Origin of the sequence: Mesorhizobium sp. M1409 (assembly GCF_040317535.1) — a bacterium.
In the GTDB taxonomy this organism is placed as follows: Bacteria; Pseudomonadota; Alphaproteobacteria; order Rhizobiales; family Rhizobiaceae; genus Mesorhizobium.
On the sequence record NZ_JAMYKV010000074.1, the window covers coordinates 1 to 22,986 of the forward strand.

The following is a 22,986-nucleotide window of genomic DNA, read 5'->3' on the forward strand; positions in this document are numbered from 1 at the left end:
TCGCCTTGATCTCGACCAGCACCTCGCCCTCGCGCGGACCGTCGAGGTCGACCTCCATGATCTCCAACGGCTTTCCGGCGGCGACGGCGACTGCGGCGCGGGTTTTCATCAGGCTTCCTCCAATGCGAATTTTTTTCCAAGGTTTCAGGTTTCATCGACACGATCAACTGGAAGCTGGTGCCTGGGCTGGGCCACAGCGATGAATTGGAATCGCAAATCGATTGAAAGGCAGTGATTTGCATGGTCGGCTTGACCCTGCAAGCACAGGCCATAAAAGGAACGGCCGACCGGAGGGATAACATTCCGCATGTTCACCAAGATTCTGATCGCCAATCGTGGCGAGATTGCCTGCCGTGTCATCAGGACGGCGCGCAAGATGGGCATTGCCACGGTCGCCGTCTATTCCGATGCCGATCGCGATGCCGTGCATGTGGAGATGGCCGACGAGGCGGTGCATATCGGGCCTTCGCCCGCGGCTCAGAGCTACTTGGTGCCTGAAAAGATCATCGCCGCCTGCAAGGAGACGGGCGCTCAGGCCGTGCATCCCGGCTACGGGTTCCTGTCCGAGCGGGCGGCCTTCTGTGAGGCGCTGGAAGCTGAAGGCATCGTTTTCATCGGCCCGAAGCCCAAGGCGATCAAGGCGATGGGCGACAAGATCGAATCGAAGAAGTTCGCCAACGCCGCCAAGGTTTCCACCGTGCCGGGCTGGCTCGGCGTCATCGAGAATGCCGACCACGCCGAAAAGATCGCGGGCGAGATCGGCTATCCCGTGATGATCAAGGCTTCGGCCGGCGGCGGCGGCAAGGGTATGCGCATCGCCTGGAGCCAGGCGGAAGTGCGCGACGGCTTCGACCGGGCGCGCTCGGAAGCCAAGAGTTCGTTCGGTGATGATCGAGTCTTCATCGAGAAATTCGTTGTCGATCCGCGCCATATCGAAATCCAGGTGCTGGCCGACGCGCATGGCAACGCGCTCTATCTCGGCGAGCGCGAATGCTCGATCCAGCGCCGCAACCAGAAGGTCGCCGAAGAGGCGCCGTCGCCGTTCCTCGACGCCAAGACGCGCAAGGCCATGGGTGAGCAGTCCGTGGCGCTGGCCAGGGCCGTCGACTATCAGAGCGCCGGCACGGTCGAGTTCATCGTCGACAAGGACAAGAACTTCTATTTCCTTGAAATGAATACACGATTGCAGGTCGAGCACCCGGTGACGGAGCTCGTCACCGGCATCGATCTGGTCGAGCAGATGATCCGCATAGCGGCCGGCGAAAAGCTCGCCATCAAGCAAGGCGACGTCAAGCTGAATGGCTGGGCGGTGGAAAGCCGGCTCTATGCCGAAGACCCGTACCGCAATTTCCTGCCCTCGATCGGCCGGCTGACGCGCTATCGGCCGCCGGAGGAAGGACAATTCGGCGATGTCGTCATCCGCAACGACACCGGCGTCACCGAAGGCTCGGAAATCTCGATGTTCTACGATCCAATGCTCGCCAAGCTGTGCACATGGGCGCCGACGCGTCTGGAAGCCATCGATGCCATGTCGGAAGCGCTCGACAGCTTCGTCGTCGACGGCATCGAACACAACATTCCGTTCCTGGCGGCGCTGATGCAGCATCCGCGCTGGCGGGAAGGGCAGATATCGACCGCTTTCATATCAGAGGAATATCCCGACGGCTTCGCGCCTGTCGTGCCTGATAACGATGAGAAAGCCGTGCTGGCGTCGATAGCGACCGCGGTTGAACTGCTGCGCCGCGACCGGCTCGACCGGCTGGGCGGGCGGCTGGCGCCGCATTCGGGAGCGCTAAAGCGGGACTGGGTGGTGAAGATCGGTGATGACTATCTGTCGGCGTCGATCCTCGAGGGCATGATTTCCATCCCCATGGAAGTCGATCTGTCGATCGAGGGCGGCAAGGCACTGACCGTTGCATCCGACTGGCGGCCGGGCGACCTGATTTGGCGCGGCACGGTCGGTAAGCGCAAGGTTGCCGCTCAGATCAGGCCGGTTGCCAATGGCTTTCGCATCGCCTGGAAGGGCATGTCGGTGACCGCGCGCGCCATGCTGCCGCGCACCGCCGAGCTTGAAAGGCTGATGCCGGAGCAGGTGGCGCCGGACACGTCGAAACTGCTGCTTTGCCCGATGCCTGGCCTTGTCGTGTCGATTGCCGTTGCCGTAGGCCAAGAGGTGAAGACCGGCGAGACGCTGGCGGTGGTCGAGGCGATGAAGATGGAAAACGTGCTGCGCGCCGAACGCGACCTTGTCGTCTCCAAACTCAACGCCAAGCCGGGCGACAGCCTGGCCGTGGACGCGGTGATCATGGAATTCGCCTGAATCTCAACAGACCTTTTGGCAGGGGGCGGCAAGCCTGTTGTCAGCGGTGGTTTGTGCTGGACTGGTATCGTCCGGTCCCGGACAATACATCTCCACCGACTCAGGACCTTCACGCAGCACCATGGCCGACGAAAAACTTCCCCGCGATCCCCTGAAGCGCGAAGCCGCGATAGCGGCGGCGCGGCCGGAGGCGCCGGCACGGCCCTTCGTCCATCTGCGTGTGCATTCGGCCTATTCGCTGCTGGAAGGCGCCTTGCAGATCGGCACGGTGGTGGCTCACGCGGTCAAGGACGAAGCTCCCGCCATTGCCGTCACCGACACCAACAATCTGTTCGGCGCGCTGGAATTCGCGCAGAAGGCGGTGAAGGACGGCATCCAGCCGATCATCGGCTGCCAGACAGCGCTCGCATTCTCCGGCGAAAACAGCGATGGCCAGCGCGACCGCAGGCGGCAAGGCCCTGACATGCGGCCGGTGGTCCTGCTTGCCGCGACCGAGGCCGGCTATTCCAATCTGGTCAGGCTGGTCAGCCGCGTCTACCTCGAAACGCCGCCAGGCGAGGCCGTGCACCTGACCACCGAAATGATGCAAGGCTATTGTGACGGGTTGATCTGCCTCAGCGGCGGGCCGCGCGGACCGATCGGCATCGCGCTCAAGGAAGATCGCCGCGATCTGGCCGAGGCACGGCTTTTGACCCTCAAGTCGATGTTCGGCGACCGGCTTTATGTCGAGCTGGACCGGGTTTCGGGTTATGATCGGGTGATCGAGAAATCCTCGATCGATCTTGCCTATGCCCATGAATTGCCGCTGGTCGCCACCAACGAGGCGTTCTTCTCGGCGCGCGACGATTATGACGCGCATGACGCGCTGATCGCCATCGCCGAGGGCTCTGTCGTTGCCGCCGACAATCGCCGCCGGCTGTCGCCGGACAATTTCCTGCGCAGCCAGGCCGATATGGCGCGGCTGTTCGCCGATCTGCCGGAAGCGATCGACAACACCGTCGAGATCGCACTTCGCTGTTCCTACTATCCGAAGAACCGCAATCCGATCCTGCCGCGCTTCACCGGCGGCGATGTCGCCGACAATGACGCCGCCGTGCAGGCGGAAGCCGACGAGCTGGCCCGTCAGGCGCATGAGGGGCTCGATGCGCGGCTGGCCGCGCATGGCCCGACTGCGGGCTACACGGTCGAGCAATATCGCGAGCGGTTGAATTTCGAGCTCGACATCATCACCAAGATGAAGTTTCCCGGCTATTTCCTGATCGTTGCCGACTTCATCAAATGGGCCAAGGCACAGGGCATTCCGGTCGGACCCGGCCGTGGTTCGGGCGCAGGCTCTCTGGTTGCCTATTCGACGACCATCACCGACATCGATCCGTTGCGCTTCTCCCTTCTGTTCGAGCGCTTCCTCAATCCCGACCGCGTGTCGATGCCCGACTTCGACATCGACTTCTGCCAGGATCGCCGCGAGGAAGTCATCCGCTACGTCCAGCAGAAATACGGTCGCGACCAGGTCGGCCAGATCATCACCTTCGGTACCTTGCAGGCTCGCGCCGTGCTGCGCGACGTCGGCCGTGTGCTGCAGATGCCCTATGGCCAGGTCGACAAGCTCTCCAAGATGGTGCCGCAGAACCCGGCCAATCCGGTCAAGCTCGCCGACGCCATCGCCAACGAGCCGCGCTTCGCCGAAGAGGCCGAGAGGGAGCCGATCGTCCAGACGCTGCTCGACATGGCGCAGAAGCTGGAAGGCCTCTACCGGCATGCCTCCACGCACGCCGCCGGCATCGTCATCGGCGACCGGCCGTTGTCGGAGCTGGTGCCGATGTACCGCGATCCGCGCTCGGACATGCCGGTCACCCAGTTCAACATGAAATATGTCGAGCAGGCCGGGCTGGTGAAATTCGACTTTCTCGGCCTGAAGACGCTGACCGTGCTGGAGACGGCGGTGAAGCTGATCCGTCGGCGCGGCATCGAGATAGACCTGGCGACCATTCCGCTCGACGACCCCGAGACCTATGCCATGCTGTCGCGCGGCGAAGTGGTCGGCGTGTTCCAGGTGGAAAGTGCCGGCATGCGCAAGGCGCTGATCGGCATGCGGCCCGACTGCATCGAGGATATCATCGCTCTGGTCGCACTCTACCGGCCGGGGCCGATGGAGAACATCCCGACCTACAACGCCCGCAAGCATGGCGAGGAGGAGATGGCGTCGATCCATCCCAAGATCGATCATCTGGTGAAGGAGACGCAAGGCGTCATCGTCTACCAGGAACAGGTGATGCAGATCGCGCAGGAACTTGCCGGCTACTCGCTCGGCGAAGCCGACCTGCTGCGCCGCGCCATGGGCAAGAAGATCCGCGCCGAGATGGACAAGCAGCGCGAGCGCTTCGTCTCGGGCGCGGTCGAGCGCGGCGTCGGCAAGCCGCAAGCCGACTTCATTTTCGACCTGCTGGCGAAGTTCGCCGACTATGGTTTCAACAAGTCGCACGCCGCCGCCTACGCGGTCGTCTCGTATCAGACTGCCTATCTCAAGGCGCATTATCCGGTCGAGTTCCTGGCGGCGTCGATGACGCTCGACATGGGCAACACCGACAAGCTTGCCGATTTCCGTCAGGATGCGCTGCGCCTCGGCATCGAGGTTCTGGCGCCGTCGGTGATATCGAGTTTTCGCCCGTTCGAGGTCGGTGAGAACCGCATCTACTATTCGCTGGCCGCGCTCAAGGGCGTCGGCGACGCGGCGGTGGAGCACATCGTTGCCCAGCGTGGCGAAAAGCCGTTCAAGAACCTCGCCGATTTCTGCGAGCGGGTCGATCCGAAAATCGTCGGCAAGCGCGTCTTCGAAAGCCTGATCATGGCCGGCGCGCTCGACTGCTTCGGTCACGACCGCGCGTCGATGATGGCGGGCGTGGAACGCATGATGGGGCTGGCGTCGCTGGCGCAGCAGAACGCGGTTTCCGGACAGCATGACATTTTCGGCGCCTCACTCGGCGCCCAGTCGCAGGCACTTAATCTGCCGGCGACGGAGCCATGGCTCGCCGCCGACCGGCTGCACCGTGAATTCCAGGTGGTCGGCTTCTATCTCTCGGCGCACCCGCTCGACGAGTACAAGGCGGCCCTGCAGAAGATGCGGGTGCAGACGTGGGCCGAGTTTTCGGCGGCCGTCAAGCGCGGTGCCGCCGCCGGCCGTCTGGCCGGCACGGTAACATCCAAGCAGGAGCGCAAGACGCGTACCGGCAACAAGATGGGCGTTATCGCCTTTTCCGATACGTCCGGCCAGTATGAAGCCGTGCTGTTTTCGGAAGGGCTGGCGCAATATCGCGACCTGCTCGAAGCCGGCCGCTCCGTCGTTATCACCGTTGCGGCCGAGGACAGGCCGGAAGGCGTCAATTTGCGTATCAACTCGGTACAATCGCTGGAGGACGAGGCAAGCCGCGTCCAGAAGGCATTGCGCATTTTCGTGCGCAACGCCTCGCCGATCAACACGCTGGCTGGACAGCTTGCCGTCAGGGGCGAAGGCCAGGTGAGCTTCGTTTTGATCAAGGAAGAAGGCGAGGGGGAGATCGAGATCGAGCTGCCGAACCGCTACCGGATCTCCCCACAGATCGCCTCGGCGATGCGAGCGGTGCCGGGCGTGGTCGAAGTGGAGCTGGTGTGACCACCGTACTTTCGGGCTGGCAGTCCGCCGGTCGGTTCCCGCCGCGGACGCCATCACAATCGTCATGAGAGCGGCGGACAAGAATGGGTTGCAAGAGAGTCCGGCAATGACGCGCCTGCGCGACGGCTGCGCAAGCTCTATCACGGTCGCACGCCGGCCGCTTCCGGTTCCAAGAGGCCATCTTCTCAAACATACCGACGAGGGAAACTGACCAGCGGGGTGTTATGACGCCGCCACGTCGGCCGGCCTCATCGTCCTTCGCTGAAGATTGAGCAGATTGCCCATCAGGATCAGCAGCGCGCCGCCCGCGGTGAAGGCGTCGATCTGCTCGCTATAGAGCAGCCAGCCGATCAGCGCCGACAGCGGCACGCGCAGGAAATCCATCGGCGAAATGACGGTCGCGTCGGCATAGCCAAGCGCGCGGGCCATGCAGAAATGCGACGACATGCCGGTGAAGGCGATCAGCACTATCCAGGGCCACAGCTCCAGCGGCGGATTGCGCCACGTATAGAGCGCCGGAACGAGGCCGACCACCGACTGGATGATCAGCATCCAGAAGATGATGCGCACGACGCTGTCCGTCCGCGTCAGCGACTTGACCATGACCACGGAGATACCGAAGCAGACCGCGGCACCGAGCACGACGAGGTGTCCCGGATCGACCGAGGAGACACCAGGACGCACCATGATCACCACGCCGATCAGTCCCAGCACGATCGCCGCAAGCTTTGGTCGCGAGAGCCTTTCGCCGAGAAAAGCCACCGCCAGAATAGCCGTCCAGATCGGTGTGGTGAATTCGATCGAGATCAGCACGGCCAGCGGGATCAGCGTCAGCGCGTAGAGCCAGGCCGCCTGGCCGGTATAGTGGATGACGTTGCGGCCGATATGAGCGACGGGGCGCCGCGTGCGCATGGCTGGAAAGCCGCCGCTCATCATCACTAGCGGCAGGAGGATCAAAAAACCGATCACCGAGCGCAGCTCCAGCACCTGGAAGACGTTGAGCTCGGCCGTCGTGGCGCGGCCGGCGACCGACATCGCCAGGAACGAGGCGATCGACAGCCCCATCCAGAACGCGGCCTTTGGAATCGAGGGGGTAGGTACCATGCCGGCTGTGTCGCAGGCCAAGGCTTCTGCCGCAATCGCTAGCCGCTGCATTCTTCTGGGCCAGTCGCAACAGTCTGGATGTTGCAAAACAGTCATGTTGCGGGCGGAACCTCAAACGGCAAGGGGCGTTGAGCCCGGGTAGCCAGCCGTGCCTGCGTTGTGAACTGTCCCACCTTTTTCGAGATCGACAAGGAGAGTTTCGATGAGATTATTCGCGCAATTCGGCCTTGCTGGATGTCTGTTGGTTGCGGCAGGCGCCGCGCATGCCGACGAGGCCAAATTTCTCCAGTCGTTCAGGGGCGATTTCGCCGGCAAGGGTATCGTCAAGGTGACCACGGACGCGCCAACGGTGAATGTGTCTTGTAACTTCAAGTCGAACGCGACGTCGACCTCATTGTCGCTCGACGGCAAGTGCCGCGGACTGATTGTGGTGACGCGCGCCATCAGCGCGGATCTGAAAGCCAGCGGCGCCAAATATAGCGGCACCTATGTCGGTTCTCGTACCGGGCCGGCGCAACTCAACGGCAGCCGCTCCGGCAACGCGATCAATCTCGGCATCCGCTGGGCCAAGGAGGTCAATGGTGACCGAAGGGCACAGATGAGGGTCGAGAAACGCGGCGAGAACGGCATGCGGCTGACTGTCACCGACACCGATCCGAAAACCGGCAAGAGCGTGGTGACGAGCAGGATAGACCTGCAGCGCAGTTGAAACTCAACACAGCGATATGCGGCGTCACTCCTCAAGGGGTTCCGGCGGGTAGGCATCACGGCCCTTGCCGAATGTGTAGCCGGTTTCCACCGCCTTGCGGCCGAACTTGTCGCGCAGGGCATCGATGGCGCCTTCGGCCATGGCGCGCTTGCGCGACTGGACGTCGACCAGATCGGGCGGGTCGGCCTTGTCGTCGTCCGAGAGGTCGCTGACGCCGATGCCGAGCAGCCGGTATTTCGTGCCGTCGGTTTCCTTTCGCAGAAGCTCCACCCCGGTTTGAAAGATGCGGTCGGCGAGCCGGGTCGGGTCGCCGAGCTGGCGGTTACGGGTGCGCAGCTTGAAATCTTGGGTCTTCAGCTTCAGCACCACGGTGCGCCCGGCAATGCCGGATTTCTTCAGCCGTGCCGAGACCTTTTCCGAAAGGCCCCTCAGCACCGCGACCAGCTCTTTCAGCGAAGCGATGTCGGTGTCGAAGGTGGTTTCGGCCGATACGCTCTTGGCGTCCTGATCCGGATCGACGCGACGGACATCCTCGCCACGCGAAAGCCGGTAGAGCCGGTCGCCCATCGTGCCGTAGCGGCGCATCAGGTCGCCACGATCCATTTTCTGAAGCTGGCCGATGGTGCGGATGCCGTCGCGCTCCAGCGTGGCGTTGAACGCCTTGCCGACGCCCCAGATCATGGTCACCGGCTGCACCGCCAGGAAGCCGACCGCCTCGGCATCGCCGATAACCGAGAAGCCGCGCGGCTTGCGGAAGTCGGAGGCTATCTTGGCGAGGAACTTGCAATAGGACAGGCCGGCCGAAACGGTGATGCCGATCTCCTTCTCGACCGCCAACGCAAAGCGTGCCAGCACCACCGCCGGCGGCAGGCCGTGCAGCCGTTCGGTGCCGGCGAGGTCGAGAAATGCCTCGTCGATCGACAGCGGCTCGACCAGCGGCGTCAGGGCCTGCATCATGGCGCGCACCTCGCGGCCGACACGCACGTATTTTTCCATGTTGGGGCTGATGACGACCGCCTCGGGGCAGGCTTCGAGCGCCTTGAACATCGGCATGGCCGAGCGCACGCCCTGGATGCGGGCAATGTAGCAAGCGGTGGAGACAACGCCGCGCTTGCCGCCGCCGATGATCAACGGCTTGTCCTTGAGCGCCGGATTGTCGCGCTTCTCGATCGCCGCGTAGAAGGCATCGCAATCGATATGGGCCAGATGCAGCCGGTAAAGCTCGGGATGACGCGCAAGCCGGGGGCTGCCGCAGCGCTCGCAGCGGCGCGTCTCACTGCGCTGAAATGTCAGACAGTCGCGGCAAAAACCGTGGTGGGGATTGTTGACAGGAGCCGCCATTTGTGGGAACATAAAGAGAACAAACGCAATACTACGACAGCGCAAGACCAGCGACAAGGGTGGTCTGGGGAGAACGCATGAGCGCGACCATAGCGCCGTTGACGCCCGCGCTATGGGCGGATTTCGAGGACCTCTTCGGCAAGCAGGGCGCCTGCTATGGCTGTTGGTGCACGCATTTCCGGCTGGCCCCGGCGGTGCGCCGCGAAAGCAGCCGGGAACGCAACAAAGACCACATCAAGGCGCGCATCGAAGCCGGCCCGCCGCCGGGTCTGCTGGCATTCGAGGACGGTCAGGCGGTCGGCTGGATGCAGATCGGGCCACGCGCCGACGTACCCGAATGGAACAATCAGGGCAGGGGATCGGCGCCGGTCGATCCCGCCGACGCCGCGGATCCGGCCGTCTGGGCGATCTCCTGCTTCTTCATTCGCAGCAAGGCGCGCGGCAGGGGTATAACGCACCGCCTGGTCGAAGGCGGCATCGATTTCGCTCGCCAGAACGGCGCCCGGCTGGTCGAGGCCTGCCCGATAGACCTGTCTCGCGATTCGCGTTCGATCGGCCTGTTCGTCGGCTCGTCGCGAGTCTTCGAGAAGGCCGGTTTCGAGAGGCTTGTGGAACGCAAGGCGGGTCGGCCACTAATGCGACTGGTGCTTTGATGAGGCGTTCCGCGGGGTGGCTTGGTCGATCTCACCTTGCGGTTGCAGCGGTAATTTCATACCAGACGGACGTTCCTTCTAAAGCGCATGCGCTTTAGGTTGTTTGTTTATGCATGTCATTCTCCCAAAACCGGGGCCCACTTTTGGGTACATGCATTACGCCAAAACGGAGAATTCGCGTGAACCGTGCCCTGCCATTCGTTTTCCTCCTTGCGTTGAGTGCACCTGCTTTCGGTCAGACCGTTGACAGCCAGGGTGCGAAGCAATTGTCCGACGACTTGTCCCGCTATGTCGGCAAGGAGGCGATCGACAAAGGCATTGTGAAGGTTTCGCTCGAAGGCGATGCCTACAAGATCCTGTTTGATTTCAAGGCACTTGCCGGATCGTTTCCGGACCAGAAGCTGGTGAAATTCGACTTCGCGCCCTATGCGCTGATGGTCAAACCGCGCAGCGATGGGTCCTGGGATGTCTCGATGGACTTTTCGCAAAGCGCTTCCTTCGAGTTCAACGGGCCCGAGGGGCTGCAAAGCACGCGGTTTTCGATCAAGGACGGCAAGGGTTCGGGCGTCTACGATCCCAATCTGGCGGCTTTTACCAGCGGCACCAGCTCCTTCGCCGGCATGACGATGGCATCGAAGGATACCAAGCAGCATATGGAAGCCAGCACTGGGGCCGGCACCGCGACTATTGCCGCGAGCAAGTCCGCGACCGGCGGCGTCGATTTCACAAGCTCGCAAAAGGTGTCGAGTTTTGTCGAGGCGATCAATTTCGACGATCCCGAGAGCGGGCTGAAATTCCCGGTCACCACCAGGTCGCCGGAACTGTCGGTTGAAGCCAGCGGCAAGGGCGTGCGGACAAAGCCGTTGCTTGATCTCCTGGCATTTGCGGTGGCCAATGAGAACGAGGCAACGCTGAAGGCCAACCAGGCGCAACTCAAATCGCTTCTGCGGGCGGCATTGCCGCTTTGGGACCGTGTGGAGGGAACCTACGGCTTCAAGGATTTCGCGGTGGAAAGCCCGGTCGGCAATTTCGGCGCCACCCAGCTCTCCACCGTGTTCGGCACCGACGGTGTCGCCCAGAGCGGTAAAATCACCTATGGCATCAAGGCATCGGGGCTGACCGTGCCGCCGCAGCTTCTGCCGAGTTGGAGCGCCGCGCTGATGCCCACCGATATCGACCTGACCTTCGGCGGCGCCAATATCGATCTCGACAGCATGGCGAAGAAGGCAATCGAAGCCTTTGATCTTAATCAGGATCCGCCGCTGTCGCCTGAATTCGGCGAGCAGCTCAAAGCCGACTTCATGGCCAAGACGCCGAAGGTCGTGCTCGGCCACAGCACCGTGAAGAACAAGGACACGGAGATCGCGCTGGAGGGCGAGATGACGTTCCCCGGCGAAAAGCCCGAAGGAAACGTGACGGTCGATGTCACCGGCTTCGACAAGATGATCGAAGGCCTGCAGGAGGCGGCAAAGTCGGAACCGGAGGTGGCGCAATATGTGCCCGTTGCGCTCATGGCGAAAGGTTTTGGCAAGGCACTGCCCGATGGCCGGCTGGAATGGGTCGTCAACGCCAAGGCCGATGGTTCGGTTACCGTCAACGGCGTCATGCTGAAGCCCGCCGATCCGGCCGTCGACGACAGTGTGGATGATGGTGACGGCGGCGACGATGACAGCGGAGACGACAGCGGCGGGGCAGGCGCGAAACTGAAGCCATGAGGGCCGGGGCTTTAGAGCCCAAGCGCGTTCGTGATCTTCGGGGCGGCTTCACGCCAATCCTGGACGACGATGACGTCGTCCGGTACGGGCGGCAGGAATGCGCGCAGCGAATTGTCGGCCATCAAGTGGAACAGCTCGGCATCGGCGACCGCATCGTGTACCGACGCCAGATTGCGCGGCTGATCGTCGACGAAGACGACCGGCCGGCGGGCCTTGCCGCGAAGCTTGGCCACGGCCGGCCCCTTTGCCATTTCGGTGGTCAGAAGCGGGTAGCTCACCCCGAGGGCATCTAGGTGGGCGCGGCGCACGGCTCGGTGTCTATGCGGCATAGCCGTAAGCAAGATGATTTCCGCGCGGTCGCCAAGCCCTGCCAAGGCTTCCGCAGCACCTTCCGTGATGCTCTGCCAGTCGGCCTGCGCGTCGAAGAAATCACCCAGAAGTGCGGTGACTTCAGGCTGTTCGATCAGGCGGCCGCTCGCCGTTTCGGCGATGTTGCCGGTCAGCTGAAAGGAAGCCAGCGTGAGGTCATAGCCGCGCGCCCTGAGAAAATTCGGAAACGGGCGGATGAATTCGAGCAAGACGTCGTCGACGTCAAGCACCAGCAGCGGGCGGTCGTCAGCCACCAGTTCCTCGATCTGGCGCGCGGTTTCAGGATCATCGCTCATATGGAATGCTCGTGGTTGTCGCCACCTAGCGGCAGCGCCCGCAAGGCCTTGCCGACGGCAGCCGGCGGCGTGCCGGTTTCCTCGGCAAAGCGCATCAGCGTCGGCTCGTGGGCGAGAATGAACTGCAGGACACCGGCCAGGAAACCCGGCTCGCTGGCGGCTTTGCGGATCGAATGCGCCTCTATGCCGGTGATTGCCAGAAAGCGGGGCAACAACTCCGGATCGGAGGCGACGAAGCCCAGGGCCTTCACGGCAATGGTTTCCGCCTCTTCGCGCATTGACGCTGCGTTTGCCATCACTACCTTCGGTGTGTGGAATGAGTCTCTCCCGCAGTAATGGCAAGAGTTGGTTGCGGCAAGCCATTAGAGCGTGGCGCGCCCTTTGGACGCGCGGGGGACGGAGTGGAATTCGCGCTGTTTTCCAGCCGCGGATTTCCGTTTCGTCAATGATATTGCCGTAAAGTGAAGCAGGGTTTGGTGCGTCTGGACTTGGGTGCATGACGGTCGCCTTCGAGCGGAAGGACGACCGGGACGGGATATCGATGCCGAAGAAGGTCATGATCGTCGAGGACAATGAGCTCAACATGAAGCTCTTTCGGGACCTCATCGAGGCAAGCGGTTACGAGACCGTGCGCACCCGCAATGGTCTGGAAGCGCTCGATCTGGCGCGCCAGCACCGGCCGGATCTCATCCTGATGGATATCCAGCTGCCTGAAGTGTCGGGGCTGGAGGTGACCAAATGGCTGAAGGAGGACGACGAGTTGCACGTCATCCCGGTCATCGCGGTGACCGCCTTCGCGATGAAGGGCGACGAGGAGCGCATCCGCCAGGGTGGCTGCGAGGCCTATATTTCGAAGCCGATCTCGGTGCCGCGTTTTATCGAGACCATCAAATCCTATCTGGGTGATGCGTGATGTACCCTTCCAGCCGAGCCGGAGCCTTGTGAAATGACTGCGCGGATCCTCGTCGTCGACGACATCCCTGCCAATGTGCGGCTGCTGGAAGTCCGGCTGCTGGCCGAATATTTCGAGGTGCTGACCGCCACCAACGGGCCGGATGCGATCGAGACCTGCGAGAACGGCAAGGTCGATGTCGTGCTGCTCGACGTGATGATGCCCGACATGGACGGGTTCGAGGTCTGCCGGCGGCTTAAGAGCGATCCGGCGACATCGCACATTCCGGTGGTGATGATCACCGCGCTCGACCAGGTTTCCGACCGCGTGCGCGGGCTCGAGGCCGGGGCCGACGACTTCCTGACCAAGCCGGCCAACGATCTGCAACTGATGACGCGCGTCAAGAGCCTGGTCCGCCTGAAGTCGTTGACCGACGAGTTGCGGCTGCGCGCCTCGACGACACGCAATATCGGCATCGAAGAGTTGCTCAGCCGCAATTTCGCGTCCGAGGACACGATGCCGAAAGTGCTTTTGATCGACGAGCGCAAATCATCCGTCGAGCGCATCCAAAAGATGCTGCGCGACCGCGCCGATCTCGATATCTCCAGCGATCCGCACGCCGGCTTCTTCCAAGCCGCCGAGACGTCCTATGAATGCGTGATGATCTCGACGGCGTTCGCCGATTTCGATCCGCTCAGGCTCTGTTCGCAATTGCGCTCGCTGGATCGCACCCGCTTCGTGCCGATCATTCTTTTGGCGGAGGAGGGCGAGGAGGAACGCATTATCCGCGGCCTCGAACTCGGCATCAACGACTATCTGATGCGGCCGATCGACCAGCAGGAGCTGACGGCGCGGCTGCGTACCCAGGTGCGCCGCAAACGCTACAACGACCAGCTGCGTGCCAGCGTCACCCAGACCATCGAAATGGCGGTGACCGACGGCCTCACCGGGCTGCACAACCGCCGCTATCTCGACAGCCATCTGCAGACGCTGTTCGATCGCGCCGTGGCACGGCGCCGGCCACTGTCGGTGATGATCACCGACCTCGACCGTTTCAAGGCGATCAATGACGCGCACGGCCATGACGGCGGCGACGAGGTGTTGCGGGAATTTGCGCGACGGCTGCGCAAGAATGTCAGGGGTATCGACCTTGCCTGCCGTTTTGGCGGCGAGGAGTTCGTCGTGGTGATGCCGGACACCGAGGGTGCGGTGGCCGAGAAGGTGGCCGAACGCATTCGCGCCGAAATTGCCCAGGCGCCTTTTGCCGTCGGTCAGGACGGCAAGACGATCGAAGTCACCGTCAGCGTCGGCGTGTCGTCGGTGCTGAAGGGCGTGGATACGGTGGCGGCGCTGATGAAGCGTGCCGACCTCGCGCTCTACGAAGCCAAGAGCGGCGGCCGCAACCGCGTCGTTGCCAAGGCGGCGTAACCGGTTCAGCCCCAATTATCCAGTCAAGCCGACAGGGTTACCCGTTTACCTTAATCCAAGCGATTCGCGAGCCTTGGTTAAGAAACTGTTGATTTTCATAAGCTCTTGAGCAAGTGTGAAGGCCAAGACGAAGCCGGCACGAGGATAGACAACCGGCTCCGATCTCCAGAATACCCCATGATGCTCAGGTCCGCCGCATCTCCTGGGTCCGTGGGGTCGGCCGGCCGGCGCTGGCACATAGTGGCCTCCTCGTACCGCTGCCAAACGCCGACCGGCCCCCTTCTTTCCAAAAGAACAGCAGAGCTCCGTGCCAAAGCACGGAGCTCTGCGTTTTTGCGTGTGAAAATCCGGATATTGTTTCGAGACCGCACGGTGACAGCCGTTCCGCACGCGCTGCTGGACGCGCTGACCGCTTGGTTCGGACCGCCTGCTGCTGTGGGTTGGAAGGCCGGAGTTGGCTGACTCCTGAAACGGATTGTCGCAACCCGTCAACAGCCTGAAAAAGGAATGGGTCTCCTGACAAGCAATTGACAGGGTCTTTCATCTGTGCAGAAATTGGTTGGACCATTGGACCACTTGGAGTTGATGTGGACCAGAACAGCCTGCCACCCATTCAGACCACGGCGCGCGACGACGCCGTGCTGAAGGCGTTGGTGGGCTTCGTTCGCGCCGAAGCCTTGCAGCCCGGCGAGCGGCTTCCAACCGAGCGTATTCTGGCCGAGCGGCTGAAAGTCAGCCGCAACACTGTGCGCGAGGCGCTGACACGCTGGGAAGGGCTCGGCCTCGTCGAGCGTAGGCAAGGCAGCGGCACCTATCTCAAGGCGGCCGTCTCGCCCGACATGCTGCACATGCCGCTGACGCTGGCGGGCGGCAATGATTTCAGCAGCCTGATGCAGACGCTGGAGATCCGCCGCGCGCTGGAAGCGGAGGCCGCGGCCCTTTGCGCCGAACGCGCCAGCCAGACCGATATCGCCGAGATCGCGCGCAAGCTCGACATCATGGAGCAGGCGTTCCGTACGCGCGAAGGCATGTCGTCGGAAGAGGATTGGGAGTTCCACCAGGCGATCTATCGGGTCTCGGGCAATCCGCTGTTCGAGCAGATCATCGCCGCCATGCACGAATTGTTTCACCGCTTCTGGGAGCATCCGCTCGGCGTGCGCGATTTCGGCCATGCCAGCTTTCCCTATCACCGCACCATCTACGAACGCATCGCCGCCCGCGACCCGCAGGGCGCCCGCGCCGAGGCGCTCAAGCTGATCGCCACCGTCGAGGACGATTTGAAGCGCGGTGCCGCCAAACTCAAACTTTCGAGCCAGACATGAACGAGCATCCATCGGGCTTCGATCACGACTATCTTGCCGAGGCAGCGACAATGCTGGCGCATGACGAGCCGTTCCCCGGGGGTGCCGTGGTGCCGCCGATCTACCAGACCTCGCTGTTCACCTTCGCCAGCTATGCCGAAATGGCCGACACCTTTGCCGGCAAACGAAAGCAGCCGATCTATTCGCGCGGCGACAATCCGACGGTGATGGAGTTCGAGGCGCGTGTGGCTGCGCTCGAGGGTGCCGAGGCAGCGCGCGGCTTTTCCAGCGGCATGGCGGCGATCAGCGCCACGGTGCTTGCCTTTGTCGGTGCGGGTGAGCGCATCGTGGCGGTGCGCAACTGCTATGGCGACGCCTACCGGCTGTTCGAGCGGCTGTTGCCGCGGCTCAACATCAAGGTCGACTATGTCGATGGCTCCGACCCGGATGCGGTGGCGGCGGCACTTCCCGGTGCCAAGCTGCTTTATCTGGAGAGTCCGACCTCGATGATGTTCGAGCTGCAGGACATCGCGCATCTGACGCGGCTGGCCAAGGAGCAGGGCATCGTCACCACCATCGACAATTCCTGGGCGACGCCGGTGTTCCAGAAGCCGATCACGCATGGCGTCGACCTGGTGCTGCACTCGGCGTCGAAATATCTCTGCGGCCACAGCGATACCGTAGCTGGCGTCGTGGCGGGCTCGGCCGCCCATATCAAGCACATCAACGAGCAGACCTACTCCTATCTCGGCGGGAAGCTGTCGCCGTTCGAGGCCTGGCTGCTGCTGCGCGGCCTGCGAACGCTGCGGCTGCGCCTGCCGCATCACATGAAGAGCGGCCTGACCATCGCCGAACGACTGAAGGCGCATGGCAACGTCGAGCGGGTCAACCACCCCGTCTATTCGAACCATCCGGGCAAGGCGACGCTGGCGGGCTATGCCGGATTGTTCTCCTTCGAGGTGACGGACGACATCGACATCCCGGTCTTCGTCGACGCGCTGAAATATTTCCGCATCGGCGTCAGCTGGGGCGGGCATGAAAGCCTGGTCGTACCGGCCAAGGCGTCGCTCGAGCAAACGCCGGGCCTGAATTCGATGGCGCGCTTCGGCGTCAGCCCCCGAACCATCCGCTTCAATGTCGGATTGGAGAGTGTCGAAGACCTATGGGCGGATGTCGCCCAAGCCTTCGAAAAAGCCAGAAAATAACAAGCGGGTTCAAAATGGGAGTCTTGAACATGAAAAAACTGACCGTCATGCTTGCCACCGTTGCAGGGCTGGCGATTTCCGCCGGAGGCGCGCTGGCCGATTCGACCCTGAAAATGGTCGAAGTCATCACCAGCCCGCCGCGCACCGAATTCCTGAAAAAGCAGATCGCCGAGTTCGAAACGGCCAATCCGGGCGTCAAGGTCGAGCTGATCTCGCTGCCCTGGGGCCAGGCCTTTGAGAAATTCCTGACCATGGTGCAGGCCGGCGATACGCCCGACATCGTCGAGATGCCGGAACGCTGGATGGGCCTCTATGCCAACAACGCACAGCTCGAGGATCTCGGCCCCTATATGGCCAAATGGGACGACGCCAAGACGCTCGGCGACCGCGCCAAGCAGTTCGGCTCAACCGTCAACAACACCCAGTTCATGATCCCCTACGGTTACTATGTGAACGCGCTGTTCTGGAACAAGAAATTGTTCAAGGAGGCCGGTCTCGATGGCCCGCCGGCGACGCTTGATGATTTCGTTGCCGATGCCAAGAAGATTTCCGCGATCCCGGGCAAATACGGCTACTGCCTGCGCGGTGGGCCGGGCGCCTTCAACGGCATGCACATGTTCATGAACATCGCCGCCGGCAAGGGTGGCTACTTCAACGAGGACGGCACCTCGACCATCAACGAGGAAGGCTCGGTCAAGGGCCTGCAGATGCTGGCCGACATGTACAAGGACGGCCTGGCGCCGAAGGATGCGGTGAGCTGGGGTTTCAACGAAACGGTCACCGGCTTCTATTCCGGCACTTGCGCCATGCTCAACCAGGATCCGGACGCGCTGCTCGGCATCGCCGACAAGATGAGCGCCGACGACTTCGCCGTGGCGCCATTGCCGGTCGGGCCGAGCGGCAAGTCCTATCCGACGCTCGGCTATGCCGGCTGGGCGATGTTTGCCAACTCGCAGCACAAGGACGATGCTTGGAAGCTGATGGCGACGCTGCTCTCGCCGAAGGACAATCTGGAATGGGCCAAGGAAGTCGGCGTCGTCCCGATCCACAACGGTGCCGACCAGGATCCCCATTTCAAGACCGAGCAGTTCAAGGGCTGGTTCACGGAGCTGAGCGACAGCTCCAAATATGAAATGGTGACCCCGCCGACGCATCTGGAGAACCTCGGCAATTTCGTCGACCAGGTGGCGATCAAGAACTTCCAGGAAGTGCTGCTCGGCGAGAAGACGGCCAAGGAAGTCGCCGATCAATGGGCTGCCTTCCTGACCAAGGAACAGCAGGACTGGCTGGCGAAGAACAAGAAGTAAGCGCCTTTTCTTCCTTCTCCCCGTTCACGGGGAGAAGGTGGCCCGATAGGGCCGGATGAGGGGCGGCGCTACGCCTCGATAGGTTCGCGCTGCCCCTCATCTGCCTGCCGGCATCTTCTCCCCGTGAAACGGGGAGAAGGACGCTGTCCCGACGCCGCTCCAGGAGACGATCCGCAGCCAATGACCTATGCCGTGTCCGAAATACGATCCGCCGGCAAGCCGCGTCGCAAGCGGCTATCCCACGCCGCAATCGAGCCGTGGCTCTACCTCAGCCCGGCGATCATCCTGCTGGTCGTGGTGCTTCTGGTGCCGCTGGTCATCGGCATCAGCTACTCGTTCCGCAAATTCTCGGCTTTCAAGTCTGAATATGTCGGGCTTGGGCAGTATCAGGCGATGCTGTCGGATCAGGTGCTGGGGCAGGCGCTGGTCAACACCTTGTGGTGGACCGTCGCCAGCCTGTTCTTCCAGTTCTTCCTCGGGCTCGGCCTGGCGCTGCTGCTCGACAAGCCGTTTCGCGGCCGCAAGGTGGTACAGGCCCTGGTGTTCTTGCCCTGGGCGGTGCCGTCCTTCCTGTCGGGTCTGACCTGGGCCTGGCTGTTCAATCCGATCATTGGGCCGTTGCCGCACTGGCTGTTTGCATTGGGGCTGAAGGCCGAGCCGACCAATGTGCTGTCCGATCCTTCGACGGCCATGTGGGGGCCGATCATCGCCAATGTCTGGTTCGGCATTCCGTTCTTCGCCATCACGCTCCTGGCGGCGCTGAAGTCGATCCCGTCGGAACTGCATGAGGCGGCGGCCATCGATGGCGCTTCGCCCTGGCAGCGCTTCACCAAGGTGACGCTGCCGTTCCTGGCGCCGACCATCGCCATCACTGTCATGTTGCGCACCATCTGGATCGCCACCTTCGCCGACCTGATCTTCGTCATGACCGAGGGCGGACCAGCCGGCTCGACCAACACGGTACCTGTCTACATCTATGTCAGCGCCTTCAAGTCGCTGGACAAGGGCTATGCCTCGGCGGTGGCCGTGCTGCTGCTCGTCCTGCTCATCGCCTATGCGATCGCGCTGATCGGCATCCGCCGCACGCTGGTGAGGCACGTCTGATGATCGCAGGACGTTCAACCTCGCAGCGCATCTTCGGCGGCATCGGCCTCTACGCGGCGATCGCGGCATACGTGCTCTTTGCCCTGTTCCCGATCTACTGGACGCTGAAGATCTCGATCACGCCGGAGCGGCTTCTCTATTCCGAAGGCATCACCTTCTGGCCGTCGCACATGACGCTGCAGAATTTCGTCACCGTGCTCGAGGCCACCGATTTCCCGCGCTATTTCCTCAACAGCGTCATCGTCTCGGTCTCAACGGCCGCACTGGTGACAATCATCGCCACGCTTGCCGGTTATGCCATGTCGCGCTTCACCTTTCGCGGCAAGGCAGCACTGGCGCTGATGTTGCTTTTGACCCAGACTTTTCCGCTGGTGATGGTCATTCCACCGATCTACCGCGTGATGGGGCAAATCGGGCTGATCAACAGCCTGACCGGGTTGATCATCATCTACACCGCCTTCAACACGGCCTTTGCCACCTTCCTGATGCAGTCCTTCTTCGACGGCATTCCAAAGGACCTGGAAGAGGCAGCGATGATCGATGGCTGCACCCGTGCGCAGGCTATGCGCAAGGTGATCGTGCCGCTGACGCTGCCCGGCATGGGCGCGACGCTCGGCTTCGTCTTCACAGCCGCGTGGAGCGAGCTTCTGTTCGCGCTGATGCTGATTTCCAGTGATGACCAGAAGACCTTCGCGGTCGGCCTGCTTACCTTCATCGGCAAGTTCGCCGTCGACTGGGGACAGATGATGGCGGCATCCATCCTGGCACTGATCCCGGTCTGCATCTTCTTCGCCTTCCTGCAACGCTATCTCGTCACCGGCCTGACTGCCGGCGCCGTCAAAGGATAGATCGATGGCCTCTGTTACGCTCGAAAAGGTTCGCAAGGATTATGGCGCCGTCCGTGTCCTGCACGCGGTCGACCTTGAAATCGCCGATGGCGAATTCGTCGTCCTGGTCGGGCCGTCAGGCTGCGGCAAGTCCACGCTTTTGCGCATGATCGCCGGGCTGGAAGAGGCTTCCGGCGGCGAAATACGCATCGGCGAGCGACTGGTCAATGACGTCGCGCCGAAGGACCGCGACATCGCCATGGTGTTCCAGTCCTATGCGCTCTATCCGCATATGGACGTGTCGAAGAACATGGGTTTCAGCCTGCTGCTGAAGAAGGCGGAGAAGGCGACGATCGACGCGAGGGTGGACGGCGCGGCCAAGCGGCTCGGGCTCGACACTTTCCTGCAGCGCCTGCCGCGGCAGCTCTCCGGCGGCCAGCGCCAGCGCGTCGCCATGGGCCGCGCCATCGTGCGCGATCCTAAGGTCTTCCTGTTCGACGAGCCATTGTCGAACCTCGACGCCAAGCTGCGCGTCCATATGCGCGCCGAGATCAAGGCGCAGCACCAGCAGTTGAAGACCACCTCCGTCTACGTCACGCACGACCAGATCGAGGCGATGACCATGGCCGACCGGATCGTCGTCATGCATGACGGGCTGATCCAGCAGGTCGGCGCGCCGCTCGATCTCTATGACCGGCCGGCCAACATGTTCGTCGCCGGTTTCATCGGTTCACCCGGCATGAATTTTCTGCCGGCGACGGTTCGCAATGGCGGTGCCTCGGAGGCCGTGCTGGCCGACGGGCAGGCACTGCGCCTGCCGGAAGGCCTGCCGCTGAAGGACGGTGACACCGTCACCATCGGCCTGCGGCCCGAGCATATCCGGCTGGCGGATGACGGTGCGCTGAAGGGCGAGGTGGGGGTGGTGGAGCCGCTTGGGCTTTCGACCCAGTTTTACGTCAAGCTGGCCAGCCAGCAGCTTTGCGTCTTTGCCATGGGTCGTGCCGGCGTGAAGCCCGGCGACCTGGTACGGCTGGCGGCCGATCCGGCGTCGCTGCATCTGTTCGATCCGAAAAGCGGTGATCGCATCGGCTGAGGGACCTCAGCCCGGGCTGAGGGCACCTGGGAAGCGATCGACCGGTTGCACAGCGATCTATACAGGCAATGAGCCTGCTGAACGGCAAGCCCGCGGATTATGAACGGCCGCGGCCAGGCACAGATGCCGGTTGGGAAATATAAGGGAGCACTACATCTCAATTACCTAAAGTAACGGAACGTCCAACGGACATTTCCGGAACCTAACAGGACCCCTCAGACCTTTGCGCGTAGAGCGCAAGACTTTAGTCCTGCCGTCTTCTAAAAAGAACGGAAGCCATTTCGTCACGAATTAGAGCCGCCGCGCGAGAGGTCAATACCGCCGGCTGCGTCTGCAAGTGAGCGAGTCGATGATGTGTGGTTATGGTGCGATCGCGGAGGGCGGCAGTGGCGTCTAACCGCGAGGGCTTCTTTTGGGCAGCGGTGAACTGTCCATTGGATTCTCGGCAGACTTGGCTGATCGCCGCTCTTTTAGCCACAGGGACTTCTTTCTTCTTGCCAGAATCTCGGCTCGAACGCTGTCTTCGGCGGTCACTCCGCCATGCGTCGCGGCAATCGCGTAGTCGGCTCTGTTGGTTCGATAGTCACCTTTTTGAATGGACATCGTTTCTCTCCCAGTTCGAGGCATTTCCCCCCTTTTAGCATGACGCTGAAACTAACTGCCTATCCATCGTGCGAGTCTACCAATTTGCGATTGTGTTAGAACGATACAGTCCGCAGGCTTGGTGATGGTGCGAGGTGTATGGCGCGCGGCACGTGGAAACGTGCGCGGTGCGCAACCCATGATTTTAGGCGAAGCGCTCCTTCCGGCCTGACCACTTCATCGCACGCACGCACGACAGAAGCCCGCCTTGCGCGGCTTTTCATTGACCCTGTTGAGACCCTTGCCGCAGTCCCGCGGCAGGCGGACTCGAAGCTGGCGCAGGTCCCGTGGAAGGTGCCGAGGGACTATCCGGTTCAGGTTGCGGAGCAGGCTGGGCTGCCTCCTCAGTCAAAGCGTCGTCAGTCCTGGCCTTGATCTCATCGGCCGTCTGCTGGCTTATCAGCCCGTTGCTGGCGGCAATGCCCGCAACCAGGGCAACAAGGGCTGCAATGATTGCAGCTTTCAACTTCTTCGACATCCGTAGGGGCCTTGTTCATGACACCCCTGCCAGCCCACGACCAAGGGTGCCGCAACCATGGTGAACGGTCAATCCTTTTGGCTGGACTCTGTGTGCGGATTTAATGAAATCAATTGGTTACAAACAAAAACGCCGCCCATTGGGCGGCGTTTCGGCATTGCAGAAGGAAACCCAGATTACTTGATCTTGGTTTCCTTGAATTCGACGTGCTTCTTGGCGACCGGGTCGTACTTGCGGAACGACAGCTTGTCCGTCTTGGTGCGGCTGTTCTTGCTGGTCACATAGAAGAAACCGGTATCGGCGGTCGACAGAAGCTTGATCTTGATGTTTGCGGCTTTGGCCATGATATCAGTCCGTTTGTTCGTGGAGTTTTGGCCGCTGGAGCACGGGGAAACACCCGGACGCGGGAAACTTGGCGCGACACATAAAGAACGCGCCTGGAAAGTCAAGCCCGGCAGGCCCTGTGCGCAGGGCAATCGGGTGAGTTAACGCGTGACAAGGGGTTTAGGAGCTGAATCTGTCGAGAGCATCTGATTCTTTGAAGGATGCTTTG

At 62.1% G+C, this 22,986-nt stretch carries 19 protein-coding genes; 13 read left to right on the top strand and 6 right to left on the bottom strand.

Going from position 1 to position 22,986, the window contains the following annotated elements; all coding sequences use genetic code 11:
* Positions 1 to 307 precede the first annotated feature (307 nt).
* A complete protein-coding gene (locus NKG99_RS32685) occupies positions 308 to 2,320 on the top strand; it encodes an acetyl-CoA carboxylase biotin carboxylase subunit (RefSeq protein ID WP_352873434.1) in 2,013 nt (670 codons plus the stop codon).
* Between the two features lie 121 nt (positions 2,321 to 2,441).
* Entirely contained in the window at positions 2,442 to 5,969 is a 3,528-nt protein-coding gene (gene dnaE, locus NKG99_RS32690) for a DNA polymerase III subunit alpha (RefSeq protein ID WP_352873435.1), read from the top strand.
* Between the two features lie 222 nt (positions 5,970 to 6,191).
* Here dnaE and NKG99_RS32695 read toward each other — a convergent pair whose 3' ends face one another.
* Positions 6,192 to 7,073 carry a DMT family transporter gene (locus NKG99_RS32695; protein ID WP_352873436.1) on the bottom strand — a complete coding sequence of 294 codons (882 nt, stop codon included), beginning with the start codon at positions 7,071 to 7,073 and terminating at the stop codon, positions 6,192 to 6,194.
* A gap of 202 nt (positions 7,074 to 7,275) precedes the next feature.
* Between NKG99_RS32695 and NKG99_RS32700 the strand changes: the two genes are divergently transcribed.
* Positions 7,276 to 7,782: a hypothetical protein gene (locus NKG99_RS32700; protein WP_352873437.1), complete on the top strand. Its 507-nt coding sequence runs from the start codon at positions 7,276 to 7,278 to the stop codon at positions 7,780 to 7,782.
* 24 nt (positions 7,783 to 7,806) lie between these two features.
* Here the strand turns inward: NKG99_RS32700 and NKG99_RS32705 are convergent, their stop codons facing one another.
* The gene (locus tag NKG99_RS32705) at positions 7,807 to 9,135 is read right to left on the bottom strand and encodes a DNA polymerase IV (protein ID WP_352873439.1); all 1,329 of its coding nucleotides are present in this window, start codon (positions 9,133 to 9,135) and stop codon (positions 7,807 to 7,809) included.
* A gap of 65 nt (positions 9,136 to 9,200) precedes the next feature.
* Between NKG99_RS32705 and NKG99_RS32710 the strand changes: the two genes are divergently transcribed.
* A complete protein-coding gene (locus NKG99_RS32710; protein WP_352873440.1) occupies positions 9,201 to 9,776 on the top strand; it encodes a GNAT family N-acetyltransferase in 576 nt (191 codons plus the stop codon).
* A gap of 179 nt (positions 9,777 to 9,955) precedes the next feature.
* A complete protein-coding gene (locus NKG99_RS32715) occupies positions 9,956 to 11,491 on the top strand; it encodes a hypothetical protein (RefSeq protein ID WP_352873441.1) in 1,536 nt (511 codons plus the stop codon).
* Between the two features lie 11 nt (positions 11,492 to 11,502).
* Here NKG99_RS32715 and NKG99_RS32720 read toward each other — a convergent pair whose 3' ends face one another.
* Positions 11,503 to 12,156, bottom strand: coding sequence for a hypothetical protein (locus NKG99_RS32720; RefSeq protein ID WP_352873442.1), 654 nt, complete (start codon positions 12,154 to 12,156; stop codon positions 11,503 to 11,505).
* On the bottom strand, positions 12,153 to 12,452 hold the full coding sequence (locus tag NKG99_RS32725) for a DUF3572 domain-containing protein (protein ID WP_352873444.1): 300 nt from the start codon (positions 12,450 to 12,452) through the stop codon (positions 12,153 to 12,155). The genes NKG99_RS32720 and NKG99_RS32725 overlap by 4 nt, the downstream gene beginning before the upstream one ends.
* 200 nt (positions 12,453 to 12,652) lie before the next feature.
* Between NKG99_RS32725 and NKG99_RS32730 the strand changes: the two genes are divergently transcribed.
* The 8 genes from NKG99_RS32730 to NKG99_RS32765 all read left to right on the top strand — a co-directional run bounded on the left by NKG99_RS32730 (position 12,653) and on the right by NKG99_RS32765 (position 21,313).
* Positions 12,653 to 13,069 (top strand): response regulator, encoded by a 417-nt coding sequence (locus NKG99_RS32730; RefSeq protein WP_280948933.1) that lies wholly within the window; start codon positions 12,653 to 12,655, stop codon positions 13,067 to 13,069.
* A 33-nt stretch (positions 13,070 to 13,102) separates the two neighbouring features.
* Positions 13,103 to 14,476, top strand: coding sequence for a PleD family two-component system response regulator (locus NKG99_RS32735; protein ID WP_352873445.1), 1,374 nt, complete (start codon positions 13,103 to 13,105; stop codon positions 14,474 to 14,476).
* Between the two features lie 587 nt (positions 14,477 to 15,063).
* A complete protein-coding gene (locus NKG99_RS32740; protein WP_352873447.1) occupies positions 15,064 to 15,798 on the top strand; it encodes a FadR/GntR family transcriptional regulator in 735 nt (244 codons plus the stop codon).
* Positions 15,795 to 16,982: a PLP-dependent transferase gene (locus tag NKG99_RS32745; RefSeq protein ID WP_352873448.1), complete on the top strand. Its 1,188-nt coding sequence runs from the start codon at positions 15,795 to 15,797 to the stop codon at positions 16,980 to 16,982. The genes NKG99_RS32740 and NKG99_RS32745 overlap by 4 nt, the downstream gene beginning before the upstream one ends.
* 29 nt (positions 16,983 to 17,011) lie before the next feature.
* Entirely contained in the window at positions 17,012 to 18,289 is a 1,278-nt protein-coding gene (locus NKG99_RS32750; protein ID WP_352873450.1) for an ABC transporter substrate-binding protein, read from the top strand.
* Between the two features lie 180 nt (positions 18,290 to 18,469).
* The gene (locus tag NKG99_RS32755) at positions 18,470 to 19,393 is read left to right on the top strand and encodes a carbohydrate ABC transporter permease (protein ID WP_352873451.1); all 924 of its coding nucleotides are present in this window, start codon (positions 18,470 to 18,472) and stop codon (positions 19,391 to 19,393) included.
* The gene (locus NKG99_RS32760) at positions 19,393 to 20,241 is read left to right on the top strand and encodes a carbohydrate ABC transporter permease (protein WP_352873452.1); all 849 of its coding nucleotides are present in this window, start codon (positions 19,393 to 19,395) and stop codon (positions 20,239 to 20,241) included. Before NKG99_RS32755 ends, NKG99_RS32760 begins: the two co-directional genes overlap by 1 nt.
* 4 nt (positions 20,242 to 20,245) lie before the next feature.
* Entirely contained in the window at positions 20,246 to 21,313 is a 1,068-nt protein-coding gene (locus tag NKG99_RS32765; protein ID WP_352873453.1) for an ABC transporter ATP-binding protein, read from the top strand.
* Positions 21,314 to 21,706: 393 nt separating this feature from the next.
* On the opposite strand, the gene NKG99_RS32770 is transcribed toward NKG99_RS32765, so the two are convergent.
* Together NKG99_RS32770 and rpmG are read right to left on the bottom strand one after the other, a co-directional pair.
* Positions 21,707 to 21,916, bottom strand: coding sequence for a hypothetical protein (locus tag NKG99_RS32770; protein ID WP_352873454.1), 210 nt, complete (start codon positions 21,914 to 21,916; stop codon positions 21,707 to 21,709).
* Between the two features lie 693 nt (positions 21,917 to 22,609).
* Positions 22,610 to 22,777, bottom strand: coding sequence for a 50S ribosomal protein L33 (rpmG, locus tag NKG99_RS32775; protein WP_006201775.1), 168 nt, complete (start codon positions 22,775 to 22,777; stop codon positions 22,610 to 22,612).
* Between the last annotated feature and the right edge of the window lie 209 nt (positions 22,778 to 22,986).